The organism is Nocardia sp. CNY236 (genome assembly GCF_000482385.1).
GTDB lineage: Bacteria > Actinomycetota > Actinomycetes > Mycobacteriales > Mycobacteriaceae > Nocardia.
In genome coordinates this window covers 39119-53401 of the sequence record NZ_AXVD01000034.1, presented here as the reverse complement: position 1 = coordinate 53401, position 14283 = coordinate 39119, and the positions used below count along the sequence as shown (strand labels likewise).

Genomic DNA, 14283 nt, shown 5'->3' with positions numbered 1-14283 from the left:
CCCGGAGTTGCTCGAGAAGTTCCAGCTCACCGACCGAGACCGGACCGCATGGTGGCACCAGCGCCTGGCCCGGGTACGCGACGAACTCACCCAACGACTCCGCCGAGGAGATATCCAGTGACCAGGGCATTGTTCGTCGGATTGTCCACCTTGGACATCTCCCATGCCGTCGCACGATATCCAGGTGAAGACACCAAAAGTCGAGCATTGGACCAGTTCCTGGGCGCCGGCGGACCCGCCGCCAACGCCGCGGTGGCCTGTGCACTCGTGACCGGAAAGCAGTCGACCCTGATCACCGCGCTCGGCTGCCACCCGCTTGCCGACCTGGTGCGTCACGATCTGACCGGTCACAATGTCGCAGTCGTCGATGCCACCCCAGCCGGCATCGACAAGCCGCCGATCTCGTCCGCGGTGGTCGCAATGGACGCGCAGACCCGCACGGTCGTCGGCCTCGACGCCACTCGGATCCAGGCGCCGTGCACCGTCGAGCTCACCCGGTACGTCGAACAGGCATCGATAGTGCTCGTAGACGGTCACCATCCCGATCTCGCGATGGGAGTCGCCCGCCGTGCCGCCGAGATCGGGGTGCCGATCGTCCTGGACGCAGGCCGGTGGAAGCCGGTTCACGACAGGCTCTTGCCGCTGGTCGATGTCGCGATTTGCTCAGCGACCTTCGCACCGCCCGGCTTCGACGGTGACAGTTCGATGCTGCTGGACTACGTGCGCTCGATCGGGCCGACACAGGCAGCGGTCACGCGCGGGCCCGATCCGATCCTCTACGCCGACCGAGGTCGACACGGAGCGGTCGACGTCACGCCCGTGACCGGCGCCGACACCCTCGGCGCCGGCGACATTCTGCACGGCGCATTCTGCGCCTATTACAGCAGTCGCAGTGACTTCGTCGACGCGCTGACCCACGCATCCGCGGTGGCTACACGGTCATGTCGCTCGTTCGGCACCCGCAACTGGGTCGACACTGTCGATGGCCTACCCAGGCGACACCGCGACTAGCTCGCTGCGGTCCGGTGGATTTCGGTAGCTCGGAGGCGAGTTGCGTTGGGGCGGAAGCATCTCGGATCACCGGCTGGCGAACTGACCCGGCTTCCGGTCATCTCCGGCCGGGCCGCGGTACGCCTGCGCAATGGACATCCACCGCCGAGCCAGCTCCGTCCCGCCGCTCAGTGCGAGGTCGTCGGGGTGGCGGCGGCGGGTGACGAGCAGAGCCAAGTCCCATGCGTCGCCGGACACGACGTCGTCACCCTCGGGATTCCCAATCGTCCAGTGCTGGCCCCTCGGTGAGTTCAGCTCGAAGCGGAGGTCGAGTTCAGCAGGTGGTTGCGCCCCCCGGCCGAGCCAGCCGAATTCGCGAGTGTGATAGGCGAACTCACAGATCGCGCGCACATGATCGTTCGGTGTGCGCAGGGTTCCGAAGGTGTCGCGGATATCCTGACCGTGGGCAAAAGCCTCCGTGGTTCCGGCCATGGCGAGCACAGAGACCGGAATGTCATTGAGCAGCCAGGGCAGCATACGATCACCGGGCAGCGAATCAAGGGCAATGACGGCCTCAGCTGCGACATGTTCCCACGTCGCAGTGAGCTCGACCTGGCTCTTGGCGAGCAGCGGTTGCATCGAAGCGGCCACGTCACGGGTGAAATCACCACTGAGCTGGGCGAGTAGCGACCGGAAGCCTTCAGGATCGTTCGCTGCCTGCGTAGCGAGGCGATAGACGCTGATCAGGTGCGCGACCTGATGGCGAACCGTCCAACCGGTCGCAGGTGTCGGGGTGTCCCATTCCTCGCCGCCGAGATCGGTGAGCAATGCGGTCACGGTCTCGGCCTCGAACCGAAGTGCGGCAATGAAGACGTTCTCCACCGAGCTGGATGTTGGCATGTCGCTCCTCGATCGGTCGGGTCGATGCACGCACTGTCTATCAGGATGAGTGCTTCAGGGATCGGACAGATCGATGTCAGGTTCCCGCCACCACGTTCGGCCCCCGCGGACAGGCCCACCGCGCGAGGACGAGTCGCCCACCCCTCCAGTGGTCCGGCAGCGCACAGAACAAGACGTCCTGGTCGGCAGAGTGCTTAACGTTTTGGATGTCGACCCAGGCGCTCGAGCCTGACCGTCCAACCGATCAGAGGTGAGAATCGTGGCGCTCACTACCACAGAGATCACTACGCTGGAGGCGTTCGCCGACACCGTGCTCCCCGGTCGCAAGCGGCACGAGAACGACCGTGCGATCGCAGGCGTCTCGCCCCTTCCAGGGGCAGTGGAGGCAGGCGCTCTGACCGTGCTCCAAGACCCCGCGACCGGCATCGACGACGGCATCGCCGAGATGGCCCACCTGCTCAACGAGCACGCGCGAGAGCATGCAGCTCGAATCGGGGTAGAAGTGGGAGACGATGTCCCTTTCGCCGACCTCGACTACCAGGCGCGCAGGGGATTGGTAGCCGATCTCAGCGCGCCGGACGCAGCATTGCGCGACTTCTGGTTCCTGCTCGCGCTCTTCTCCTATATGGCCTATGACTCTGCACCGCACCGTGATACCGCCACCGCGATTGCCGAGGAGCACCCCGGACTACTCGCAGTCGGATTCGCTCGGCCGGACGAGAACGGACATTGGGGCTTCGAGCGAGCGAGTTACCGACAACCCATGGCGCGACTGCATCCCGACACCGATGAGAACGGACACTTGCCATGAGCGTTCACCAAGACACCGTCGACGCAGTTGTTGTCGGGTCCGGCTTCGGCGGCGCCATTACTTCCTTCCACCTCGCCGAGGCCGGCGCGAGTGTTGTGGTGCTCGAACGCGGACCACGGCTGGAAAGCGAAGATTTCCAGCAGAGTTTCCAGTTCGGCAGCTCGAGCACACAGATCTTCGACTTCACCGCTGGCGATGGCATGAGCGTGCTGGCCGGAAATTGCGTGGGTGGAGGCAGCGTCGTGTACTTCGCCGCCATGCCGCGAGCGCCCCACTTCGTCTTCGACCGCCGTGGCTCGCTCAACCGACCACTGTGGCCAGCTGCAATCGACCGAGCCTCGCTCGACCCGTGGTACGACCGAGTGGCACATGCACTACCGGTCACCCGGCACGACTGGAACGACGTGAGCTACCCCGGCGGTGTGTGGGCACGGTTGTGTGACCACGCCGGCTACACCGCCAACCCCTTGCCCTCGGCCGTCGATACCTCTCGCTGCACGAATTGCAACTGGATGATGTCCGGCTGCCGCGAGGACGCCAAGCAATCCATGCTGCTCAACTACATCCCTGCAGCCGAGGCGGCGGGCGCCGAGATCAGGCCTCTGCACGAAGTGCAGACGATCACTCGCACTGCGAACGACGAATATCTCGTCGAGTACCGCGTGGTGGACTCGATCGACTACCGCGAGTACACCGGCCATGGCAGCATCCGGTGCAAGGTCGTGGTGATCGCTGCCGGGGCCGGCGCGACCCCTGTCATCTTGCAACGTTCACGCGAGCGGCTCGGTGGCACGCTGCCGCACGCAGTCGGCAAGTACTTCTCCGGTAACGGAGAGCGGATCATCGTTGCGCTTCTCGATGATTCCCGGCTCCGCGAAGAGTTCGGGCTCGAGGCCGGCAACGGCTCTGCATATCGCTCGTTCCAGGTCGGCCGTGGCCCGGTGGTCTCGACCTGGGACCACCTCGACGCGAGCCGAGCCGAGTTCACTCGATTCTCGGTCGAGCAGCTCTATTTTCCGCCCGGGCTCGGCACGATTCTTGCTCAGGCGTCCGAGCCCGAACCGGGCGGCCCCGCGTGGTTCGGGCTCGAGAAGAAGCGAATGCTGGACGACTGGCAGTCGTGGCTGATGTTGTTTCAATTGATCGAAGACGACAACGAGGGTGTCTTCGGCGTGCCACCACCTACCGGGAACGCAGTGCGGCTCAGCCAGCAATTGCTGGGTCGGGGGACTCTGCGGTACCGGCCACGCGCGAGTACCCTCACCGCCTGGTCGGAGGCCGACGATCTGGTATACCGAGTCGTCGAGGAGCCTGGGTTCGGCACGGTCACCCCATGGACGAACGACCTCGTCGGCGCATATACCGTGCATCCCTTGGCCTCGTGCCGAATTGGCGACGACCCCGCGATAAGCGCACTGGATCCCATGCACGAATTGCGCGGCCACCAGGGGATCTTCGTTGTCGACGGATCGGCGGTGCCGACCGCCCTTACCGTCAACCCGTCCAATACCATCGCGGCTCTGGCCGAGCGTGCCGCACCCCACATAGTGCGCCGCCTCCAGGACCGCGGCGCCCAGGTCCGCTATCGAGGCACGTTGCCCCGCTGATCCGCCGTCGACGACACACAGGGAAGTCCACATGTACGTTGAGACCGCACGCACTTTCAGCTCGCCGCCCGCCGAGGTGCACGCCGCGCTGGTCGCTCCTGCCACTCAGGCATCCAAAGCCGCGGCTGTCGGTGCGCTCGACTACCGCATGACCACACGTGCGGATGGCGACCGACTCGAAGTTGTCACCCGACGCCGCATCGCCACCACTCGAATGCCCGAGTTCGTCAAGACACTGGTGAACCCTTCGATAACTGTGGTGGAGACCGAGCGCTGGGATGCGCCGGGGTCGGACGGCTCACGCACCGCAGAGTTCCTGATCGACATAGACGGAGCACCGATCGAGCTCCGTGGATCTGCCTACTTGACCGTCGTCGATGGTGGCAGTCGGCTCGAGTGGACCGGTGATCTCGAGGCGACGGTACCGTTCTTCCGTTCCAGAATCACCGAAGCCGCATTGTCTTCGGTGCTCGAGACAATCGAGATCGAGTACGAAATACTGGAGCGGACACTTTCCCGGACCCGCGCCGACTGACCGGTAGTAGCTCACACCCGCCGGACTGGCCGGTCCTGGGGCACGAACTGTGTGCCTCGGGTGTTTCGGCCAGTCCAACCGTGACAATGGTCGGCGTCGGAGGGGCAGCCTCGACCAGGTTGCCACATTCGAGGACACCGGCGGCGCCCCGACCCGTCACATCCGTTGTCTGCCCGGTATTTCGACGAGTCGGGGCAACTGTCACCACATATGTTCAGACGGCCCGTTGCCGCTTCGTGCCGTGGGTGAAGGGGGTCGTGGTGCGCCCGGGCGTGTCGACGGCGACCGGTGGTGACGTCTCGGTGGCAAACGTCTGCAATTCGGTGACGAGTGCGTCGGGGGCTTCGAGCGCGGGGAAATGGCCAACGTCGGGGAGGACTCGCCACGATCGTAATGTCGGCAGCAGGGGCTGTGCCCATTGTTGCACCGGTCGGACGACATCCTGCCCCAATTCGAGGACCCCGACAGGAGCCGATACTGCCCAAGGTCCGCCCCAGGTGGCAACGAAGTCGGCGTCTGTTCGGTTCGACTCGAAGTACAGTTCGGCGCTGGTGCTTGCGGTGCCTGTGAACCAATAGAGGGCCGCGGTCGCAATCTGAAATTCGAGCGACACCGTGGATCGGTCGAGCACCAGTCCTGGCGCGCTCCACTCGCGGAACTTTTCGCAGATCCAGGCGAGCTGACCGACCGGGGAGTCGTGCAGCCCGTAGGCGAGGGTATGAGGTCGGGTGGACTGAATCTTGCGCCAGCCCGTCGCCACTTGTTCGAATTCCAAAGCGAAGTTCACCTTCGCTTGGTCTTCAGGGCTGAGCGCGGCTACGCTGGCCGCCCCGTCCGGGGGAAAAGTGGCGAGCATGGACAGGTGCACCCCTCTGACATCGCCTGGGGCCGCCTCGGCCATTCGCAAGGCGATCGGGCTACCCCAGTCGCCTCCGTGTACGAGATAGTGGTGATAGTCCAGCTCGGTCATCACCTCGACGAATGCCTGTGCCACACGGCGCGTATCCCAACCGGGCGTATCGGGGTGCGGGGAGAATCCGTAGCCCGGGATGGAGGGCACGACCACGTGAAATGCTGGCGCCGATGGGTTGGCAGGCTGCGCGAGCGCGCGTGCGATCGGAAGAAATTCCATGAAGCTACTCGGCCAACCATGCACCAGCACGAGCGGGACGGCATCCGTTCGCGGCGACGGGAGGTGGACGACGTGCACCTCGGTTCCGCTGACGGGGACCATGAGTTGCGGGAACAAGTTGATGGTGTTCTCGGTCTCGCGCCAATCGAATTCTTCGGCCCAGTATCGCGCTGCTTCCCGCACCGCTGTGGCCGGCATGCCCCGGTCCCAATCGTTCTCGTCGCCAACGAGATATGGCCAACGAGCGGTGTGCAGGCGGCGGCGGACCTCGTCGATCTCCTCATCGGCGACCTGGACTGTGAACTCACGTATGGACACGGTTGCTCCTCGTTGGTTCGAGCGATCGAGTGCGGCCGGCACGCAGAGTGCCCACGAGCACCCGGGCGACCACATGAGGATGAAAGAGAGTGGCAGGAGACCGCATCAAGCCAGCGACCTGGAAGAACGTATTCGAGAGCACGGGGTCGACGCGTGCGGCCACGTGCAGCGCACTGATGTACTGGTTGGCGAACCTGACGAATACTGTGCGTCGCCCTTTCGCCGCTGGGTAGGCCAAATCCGCACCAGCCGATACCGACCACGCCTGTCCGATGATGCGAGCGCAGGCTCGATGGTAGGTTCGCGCCGAAAAGCGCTTTGCTGCAAGCAAACGGTCCAATTCGAGTGCCTGGAGGGCTGCAACGGTCATCCCTTGGGCGTAGATCGGATCGAGGCTGCAGATTGCGTCACCGAGCGGGACCAGATTGTCGAACAGTTCCGGGCAGGATTCGTAGTGGCGCCACCTGCTGGCCGGGTAGGTCAGCTTGACAGGGTGGTCGACCACCTCGGCGCCCCGTAGAGCCGTGTAGATCGATGGCACGGGTAGGGACCGCACGAACTCCATGAAGCCCGGAAGGTCCGTCGGAGCATGGTCACCCAGCATGCCGGTGAGTGAGATCTCGACCTCATTGTCCCCATACGGGGACCGGTAGAAAAAGCAGCCGCGGGGCTCCTTGGGCGAGTTGGCAAGGATGGTGGCGATCTTGTCGCCGAAAGGGTCCTCGGAGACTGCGAACCGGGCGCTGGTGTAGCCGAGTCCGATCTCGACGGTCTCCTCGTCGGGCGGGGTCATATCCTGGGTGGCCATCCACTTCGCCAACCTGCCTCCACGACCCGAGCAGTCCACGACGAAGTCGGTCTCGATCTCCTGCGAAGTCTTGGTTGGAAGGCTGTACAGCTCGAGACCCGTGACCTGCCGATGCCGGGTCCGCAAAGCTGTGACTTCGGTGTGGTCACGAACAACGACGTTGGGCAGATCGGTGACTCGCCGCCGCACCTCGAACTCGAGCGTGGGGCGGGTGGCGGGTATCGAGGTCAGGCCGGACTTGCCCGGTGCGAGCAGGTGTCCACCGAAATACCAATCGATGTCGGAGTTGAAGTCTCCGGGCACAACTCCGCGTTGTCGCAGTTGCCCGGAGATTCCGGGAAAGAGTGTTTCGAAGATTTCCTGGCCACGGGCAACGAGGCCATGGGCGTGGCGGCTTTGTGCGACACCTTGCCGTGGCTGTGCCTGCCCGGGCAGCCGGTCGCGGTCCACCACGACGACATCTGTGAAGTGGTGACTGAGGATTCGAGCAGTGAGTAGGCCAGCGAGTCCGGCGCCTACCACGACGGCGTGGTCGCGTTGCATTCGTTTCCTTTTCGGTTGGCTCATACGTACTCAGATGTAGAGAGTGTGTGGGCCCATGCCGCAGGCAACCCGCCCGTAGAGCTCGTCGTTGGTTTCGGGATTCATCACTGCGTGCAACGCGAGGGTGTGCATGTCACGTTGAATCCGTTGGATCGGCACATGGAGGTACGTCGAGGACCCGCCACTGATGCTCGCGAGCAGATCGATGGCTTCACGGGCACGACGAGTCGCTCCGCCGAGGTGTAGACGCATCCGGACCCGCTCCTCAACGGTCCAGGGCGCCTCGGAGGCGAGCCTTTCGTCGCTGAACTGTGCCGCATGGCAGACGTGCAGGCGTGCTTCTTCCAACAGCCGAGACGCGGCGCCGACCTGAATGTGGGTTACGCCAGCCCGGCTCTGGTCGGCGTGGTCGGTGTAGGTGATCCCACGTCCGGGGAGCCGGCCGAGGAATGCGTCGATCGCGGCCTCGGCGAGGCCGACTGCTACTGCGCCCACCGTGATACCTGCCATCACCATGAACGGCGTCCGGTACATGGGCACAGTCGCATTGCTGTTGCTCGGAGGGGCGCCGGCGATCACCGGCCCGATGGGAAGCACATAGGCATCGGGCACCGGGATGCCGTTCGCAACCACCGTGACGCTTCCGGATCCGCGCATCCCTGAGGTGTGCCAGTCGTCGTCCACTACGAGGTCGCTTATCCGGACCGCAACCATGGCCGGGATGGGCTCGGAGCGGTCTTCCTGGATGACCGCCGCCAGAGTGTTCCAATGACTTTGGGCAGCACCGGTGTTGAACGACCAACGCCCGTTGAGGATGTACCCGTCGTCGGTCGGGATGGCCACGCCACCGGGCGACAGAATTCCGGCCACGCGGCAGCTCGGCGTCCCGAAGATCGTCTTTTGAACCGTGTCCGGAAACAGGCCGGCCATCCACGAGCTGATTGCCCACACCGCAAGGGTCCAGCCCGCGGCACCGTCACCCCGTGAGATAGCCCGCACGACCTCGTAGGTTGTGCGGTTGTCTGCCTCGATACCGCCGAAAGCGGTGGGCAGGCGCAGTCTCAGCAGCCCGGACTCCGAGAGCGCGGTGAGAACCGGCTGCGGCATCCGGCGGGCTTGGTCACCCTCCTGAGCAAAGTTCCGAAGGATCGGTCGCAGATCGGAGGCGATCTGGCCCAAGTCGGTTGTGGTAGTTGGTCGGTCGACCGAAGTGGCGTCCAAGGCAGGCTCCTCTGATTTCGGTGCTTGGGTGTCTTCGTGGCTGCGGCTCACGCGTCCTCGAGCGCCAGCTGCTCGACAGCAACGTCGGGCGCGGCGGTCGTCTGCTCGAGGAGATCGACGTACCGGCGTGCCAGTCCACGTGCGGTTGCAGGGTCGAAAAGATCACGGCGGTAGTCGAGGGTGCCGACGATGTCGGGCGTGTTCGGGTCGAGTGAGACAGTCCAGAGGCACCCGTCGGGTATTTGTGCACCCTCGTCGTCCGAACTGCCCGAGCCATTGGCACTTTCAGCAGACCAGCGCCGCACTTCGGTGAACTCGAGGCCACCGACACGGGTGTGGTCGAGCAAGTGCGGGAACGGGAAAACCTGGAACACTGCTGTAGCCCGGTCCGATTGCATCGCAGGCATCATGGTCTCGGGCACCAGCGCCGGGATCGCCGGAATGTCGTGCTCGCTGGCCGCGAGCGCCGCGCCGCGAACCCGCTCGATCGCCTCGGTGAGAGTGCGGCCCGCGCGCAGGTCGATCCGCAACGGAGTGAAATTGAAGAAGGGGCCGACGGTCTCCGCGAAATCGGGTGGGCGACCAGGAGAGAAGGTGGGCACGGTGACCTCGGGCTCGCCTTCGCGGGCGCACAGTAACGCGTAGGCCGCGAAGCAGACCATGAACAGCGTCGCGTTGTGTGCTCGGGCCGTAGCGTGCAGTCTCGCGGTGGTGTCTACGTCGATCGTGAACCGGCAGGTACCGGTTGTCTTGACCCGACCGCTGCCGCGAGCCACGTCGGTCGGCCAGGTCTGGATGCGCGCGCCGTCGAGAACGCGGCGCCAGTGCTGGCGATGGCGCTCGGCGTCGTCCGAGCAGAGAAACTTCTCTTCCCACGCGGCGTACTCACGGTAGGGGGCGGGCTCGGGGAGCGACTCGCAGACATGGCCTTGCTCGCGCGCCAAGAGTTCGGCCAGCTCGCGCGCAAGCACCCGGACCGCGACGCCGTCGACAGCCAAGTGATGAAAGGTCAGTATCAGCAATAGGGTTTCGGGGGTGAAGACGACCAGCGTCGCTCGCATCAGCGGCAGCTCGGTGGCCGGCAGGGGAGTGTTCCGAGCGTGCGCAAGGTGCTCGGCTGTGCTCCGGTCTCGATCGACATCATCGACTTCTTCCACCACACGCAGTGGCACAGGCCGTGCCGGGTGGATCTCTTGGTGTGCCTCGTTCACCGTGGATCCGCCGGCGCGTTGGATGACGGTGTTGAGCACCTCGTGCCGGCGTGACAGCGTGTCGAGGGCAGACTGTACTTCTGTGGCACTCACTTCGCCGTACACCCACCAGCCGTGGGTGATCGTGTAGTGCGGACCGAACGGTCCGTCGTCGCCGTCGTCGTAGGCGCAGATGAATTGCTGGTTGGCCGTGAGACCACAGCTGGTGATCCGATCCGTCATCAGGGTCTCCTGAAGTCGATCACGGCGCAGAGTTGCCGTGGTGAGGGTGCGTCGAAGATCTGACGTGCCGACAGTTCGACACCGGTGTGCTCGGAGAGCGCAGCGGCCAAACGCATAGCGGTGATGGATTGCCCGCCGAGATCGAAGAAGTTGTCATGGGGCGCGACGGTTTCGGTATGCAGGAACTTACCGAAGAGCCGGCAGACCGCCGATTCGTCGACGAGACGCGGCACGATGGACTCGATGATCGCGGACCAGTCCACCTTGCCGTTGGGGGTGAGCGGAAGGCTCGGCATCACCTTTACTTCCTCGGGAATCATGTAGTCGGGCACTGCGGCTTGTGCCATACGGCGCAGAGCAGACGGGGACTCCACCGTGCCGGTGACCGCAGCTATCAAACGGGTGCGGTCGGTTGCGGGGTCGAGTGCTTTGACCGCGACGTCGCGGACTCCGGTCAGATTCGATAGTGCGTATTCGACTTCGGCGAGTTCGACTCGGAAGCCACGGATCTTCACCTGACGATCGGCCCGTCCGAGCAGCACCAGCTCGCCTCGGCCGTCTGTCCGGCCGATATCTCCGGTGCGGTAGATGCGATCGAACGGTTTCTCGGGGCGACGGACGAATTGTTTGCTCGTGAGTTCGGGTTGGTCCAGGTACCGGGCCGCGAGACGTTCGCCACCGATGCAGATCTCACCGACTTCGCCCGCTGGCAACTCATGAAGGTCTGCGTCGACGACCGTGATGGTCGCGCCCGCGAAGGCGTGTCCGCCCAGGGCGAGACGGTCGATGTCGGTGATGTTGGAATAGCTCTGCGTGGTCGAGAACAGGACTCCCTCGGTGCAGCCGTAGATCGGTCTGACCGTGGTTCCTGGACAATGCTCCAAGACGGCGCGGATGGCGGCTGGCGAGACGACGTCACCGCCGGTCGCGACCTCGCTGATGCCAGCGAGCAACGACGGACGATCCACGGCGACGGCACGGAAGAGGCCGGCCGTCAAGTGCAGTGAGTGACCCTGAAGCCGCCGTGCCAGCGCGGCGATCACGCCATAGTCCAACGGGCCGTGTGGTGCCATCACAATCGTCCCGCCACGTGCGAGCGGCACCCACATCTCATAGGTGCTCAGCTGGAATGCGTGGGGCGCAACCATTCCCACGCGGTGGTGGAGTCCGTCATCCCAGGTCGGGTCCAACACCAGTCGCTCGACCGCGTCCCGCGGGATCGCGACGCCTTTCGGCGTGCCGGTGGAACCGGAGGTGAACATCACGTAGGCCAAGGACGGATCGGCTTCGGCCTGCCGATCGAGCGCAGCTTCTGCGACGTGGGTGGGCGGCGCCACGACCCGCAGTGTTGCTTCGCTCGATGCGTCCGTTACGGTGACTGCCCCTGGATACATCTGCGCGATCTGGTGTGCCCGCGCGGAGTTGTCGCCGGGGATCGGCACGTAGTACGCGCCCGCACGCCAGATTGCGAGCAGAGTCGCGACGAGCTCGGGCGTGCGTCGCATGGCGACCTTCACCGGGTCACCGGACTTCACACCGGCCTCGGCCAGGGCACGGTCGGCGTGTTCGGTCGACCGCGCCAGGTCGTCGTAGGTGACGACGATTGCGGTGTCGTCGGGATCCAATGCCTCGATGGCTGGTTCCTGCCCACGTGTTCGCAGGTGGCCGTCGATACGGTTCAGGAGGGTGAGTGTCATGCTGCCACCTGGGTGAGTTCGAGAGCGATCGGCATGCTGGCGTAGCCGCGCAAGAACGAGGAGTAGATCGGACGGGGGTTGCCTGCCGGTTCGAGCCCGGCAAGTCGCGTCCGTAGGAGCCGCAGAACTGCCCGGACCTGCAGTCCAGCCAGGTGAGACCCGAAGCAATAGTGTGGTCCGTGGCCAAAGGCCAGATGATGCCCGCCACGGTTGAGCCGAAGTGTTTCAGGGTCGTCGAAGACCCGGTCGTCATAGTTTGCCGAGACTATCCAGCTGGTGACGATGTCGCCTGCGCGAATGACCACATCGTCGAGTTGTATGTCCTCACTGGCGACCCGAGCAATGTGGGCGATGGGTGAAGTGACCCGCAGGATCTCCTCGCTCGCCTCGTCGATGCCGACGGTTCGGCTCACCAATGCCTCCCAGGACTGCGGATTGCGGGCCAGCAGTGAAAATGTCGAGTTCAGGGTGAGCCGGGTCGTTTCGTCGCCAGCCAGGAGAAGCCCATAGCAGTTCAGTGCGACGTGCTCTCTGTCCAGGTCGGCCGAGGTAGTACCGGCGAGTACCTCGAGCAGAGTTCCGGGTTGGGGTGTCCGGGCGAGGTTGTTGAAATACTCGACAACCTCGATGCGCGCAATCTGTCCGGCCACCGGGTCGGTGTCGGCTTCATCGGCGCTGAGCGCGTCCTTGCTGCGCGCGAGCAGCCACGCGCGGTCGGCCTGCGGAACGCCGATGAGCTCGCACACCACTGTGATGGGCAGCCGTTCGCTGAGTAGCGGTGCAATGTCGACGACGCCGTCGGTCAGTGCGGCATGGTCCAGGAGTTCGTCGAGGTAGCCGGTGGCAGCGTGGTCGATCCGCCGGGGGAGTGTATCGAGAAAGGTCCGGAAATACGGGCCTCCCATGATCCGGCGAAGGCCGGTATGGTCCGGAGGATCCATCACGGCCATCAGACGGCCGCCGGCCGGATCTCCCCCCTCCCGTAGTGACAGCAGCATGTTGCCTTGGCTGGATGTCAGTCGTCGGTCGGAGGCGAGTGCCTGCACGTCCGCGTACCGTGGTATGACCCAGAACCCTGGTCGGCCATCAGTGGGTGGCGCCCAATGAGCAGGGCCGGCATCCCGAAGGTAGCGCCAGCGTTGTGGTAGGTCGCGCTGGTCCAGAGATTGGGGCCTGCCCAGCAGTGAGAGCCAGTCGGTGGTCGTCACGTCAGACGGCCCGTCGGATGGCATCGTAGAGCGCGGCGATATTGCCCTTGCCGAATAGCTCGGCGCCACGGCGCTCTATGATCTCGGCGAAGGAAGTCCGTTGCGGGTGCTGTGAGTGGGCGAAGATCTGGTACAGATGGCCGCCATGATCCTGGTCGGCAAGAATTCCGAGCCGGCGGAGGTCCTCGAGATCGCGGTCGAGGCTGGGCACGCGGTCTGGCAACCGGTCGTAATAGGCGTCCGGGGTGTCGAGGAATTCGATGCCGCCGTCGACGAGGGTCTCGACAGCGTGAACGATGTCGTCCACGCGATATGCCACATGCTGGACTCCGGCGCCGACATGGTTTTTGAGGAAGTGGTCGACTGGTCCTGGGTTGAGCGCGAGGTCGGGCTCGAGGATCGTCAGCGTGAGGCTGCGCCGGGCACTGGTGACCACCCAGGAGTTCATTGCCTGACCGCCCACCTCTGTGCGTTCGGAGAAGACCCGCTGGAAACCGAACCCGCGGGTGTAGTACTCCACGGTGGGCTCGAGTTGGCCTCCCGGCACGAGGAACGCCACGTGGTCGATCTCTTGAACGCCCACGGGATTTCGGTCAGGGATGAGCACTGCGTCGTGCTCCACCGGCTCCACCAGAGTATGCGTGACGTCGCCGAAACCTGCCACGACAGCCTGCAATTGCCCGTCGACCGAGCCGGGGCGCTCGATACCCTCAACCCCTCGCTCGACCAGTGCGGCATAGGTCGCGCCGACATCCGGGGTCTCCAGAGCGATGTCGGCGACGCCGAAACCGTGGCGAGCCAGGTACGCGGCAGCGCGAGGTTCGGGCCGAGGTTCGACTACGACACCTACTGCATCGCCTGCCCGCAACCAAACGGTTCGCTCGGCGGCCCGCACGGCCCAGGGGCCTGCCTCGATACGGCAAAGCCCCGACTCTCGCTCCAACGTGTGGGCTGACTTCTCGGCGTCTTCGGCAAAAAAACGGATATGAGACAGCTCGAGTGTGGGGTCGGACATATCTGCCTCGATCGTCGTCGATTCGTCCGCATCAGCGGCTTTGACTGCGATAGTGCTCGAAACCC

General features: G+C 64.6%; 12 protein-coding genes. 4 read left to right on the top strand and 8 right to left on the bottom strand.

All coding sequences use genetic code 11. The features are described from left to right. Positions 1-117: 117 nt before the first annotated feature. The gene (locus K940_RS0117520) at positions 118-1011 is read left to right on the top strand and encodes a PfkB family carbohydrate kinase (protein ID WP_028478603.1); all 894 of its coding nucleotides are present in this window, start codon (positions 118-120) and stop codon (positions 1009-1011) included. 66 nt (positions 1012-1077) lie between these two features. Here the strand turns inward: K940_RS0117520 and K940_RS0117515 are convergent, their stop codons facing one another. Next, positions 1078-1890: a maleylpyruvate isomerase family mycothiol-dependent enzyme gene (locus tag K940_RS0117515; protein WP_051407312.1), complete on the bottom strand. Its 813-nt coding sequence runs from the start codon at positions 1888-1890 to the stop codon at positions 1078-1080. A 259-nt stretch (positions 1891-2149) separates the two neighbouring features. On the opposite strand from K940_RS0117515, the gene K940_RS0117510 reads away from it, so the two are divergent. From K940_RS0117510 to K940_RS28900, 3 genes are read left to right on the top strand one after another with little or no spacing between them, the layout of a single operon-like run. Then, positions 2150-2701, top strand: coding sequence for a DUF5987 family protein (locus K940_RS0117510; RefSeq protein WP_196812252.1), 552 nt, complete (start codon positions 2150-2152; stop codon positions 2699-2701). Continuing rightward, the gene (locus K940_RS28905) at positions 2698-4308 is read left to right on the top strand and encodes a GMC family oxidoreductase N-terminal domain-containing protein (RefSeq protein ID WP_051407310.1); all 1611 of its coding nucleotides are present in this window, start codon (positions 2698-2700) and stop codon (positions 4306-4308) included. The genes K940_RS0117510 and K940_RS28905 overlap by 4 nt, the downstream gene beginning before the upstream one ends. 31 nt (positions 4309-4339) lie before the next feature. Next, complete coding sequence (locus K940_RS28900) at positions 4340-4843, top strand: DUF2505 domain-containing protein (RefSeq protein ID WP_051407309.1); 504 nt, start codon at positions 4340-4342, stop codon at positions 4841-4843. 214 nt (positions 4844-5057) lie between these two features. Here the strand turns inward: K940_RS28900 and K940_RS28895 are convergent, their stop codons facing one another. From K940_RS28895 to K940_RS0117465, 7 genes are read right to left on the bottom strand one after another with little or no spacing between them, the layout of a single operon-like run. Next, positions 5058-6293 (bottom strand): epoxide hydrolase family protein, encoded by a 1236-nt coding sequence (locus tag K940_RS28895; protein ID WP_051407308.1) that lies wholly within the window; start codon positions 6291-6293, stop codon positions 5058-5060. Beyond that, the gene (locus K940_RS28890) at positions 6280-7644 is read right to left on the bottom strand and encodes an NAD(P)/FAD-dependent oxidoreductase (RefSeq protein ID WP_051407307.1); all 1365 of its coding nucleotides are present in this window, start codon (positions 7642-7644) and stop codon (positions 6280-6282) included. The genes K940_RS28895 and K940_RS28890 overlap by 14 nt, the downstream gene beginning before the upstream one ends. 30 nt (positions 7645-7674) lie before the next feature. Continuing rightward, positions 7675-8865, bottom strand: a complete 1191-nt coding sequence (locus tag K940_RS0117485) for an acyl-CoA dehydrogenase family protein (RefSeq protein ID WP_028478600.1) — start codon at positions 8863-8865, stop codon at positions 7675-7677. Positions 8866-8912: 47 nt separating this feature from the next. Then, positions 8913-10298, bottom strand: a complete 1386-nt coding sequence (locus tag K940_RS0117480) for a condensation domain-containing protein (protein ID WP_028478599.1) — start codon at positions 10296-10298, stop codon at positions 8913-8915. Further along, positions 10298-11995 carry a non-ribosomal peptide synthetase gene (locus K940_RS28885; protein WP_051407306.1) on the bottom strand — a complete coding sequence of 566 codons (1698 nt, stop codon included), beginning with the start codon at positions 11993-11995 and terminating at the stop codon, positions 10298-10300. Before K940_RS28885 ends, K940_RS0117480 begins: the two co-directional genes overlap by 1 nt. Further along, positions 11992-13203 (bottom strand): cytochrome P450, encoded by a 1212-nt coding sequence (locus K940_RS28880; RefSeq protein WP_196812251.1) that lies wholly within the window; start codon positions 13201-13203, stop codon positions 11992-11994. Before K940_RS28880 ends, K940_RS28885 begins: the two co-directional genes overlap by 4 nt. A gap of 1 nt (position 13204) precedes the next feature. Then, on the bottom strand, positions 13205-14218 hold the full coding sequence (locus K940_RS0117465) for a VOC family protein (protein WP_036529049.1): 1014 nt from the start codon (positions 14216-14218) through the stop codon (positions 13205-13207). Positions 14219-14283: the final 65 nt, after the last annotated feature.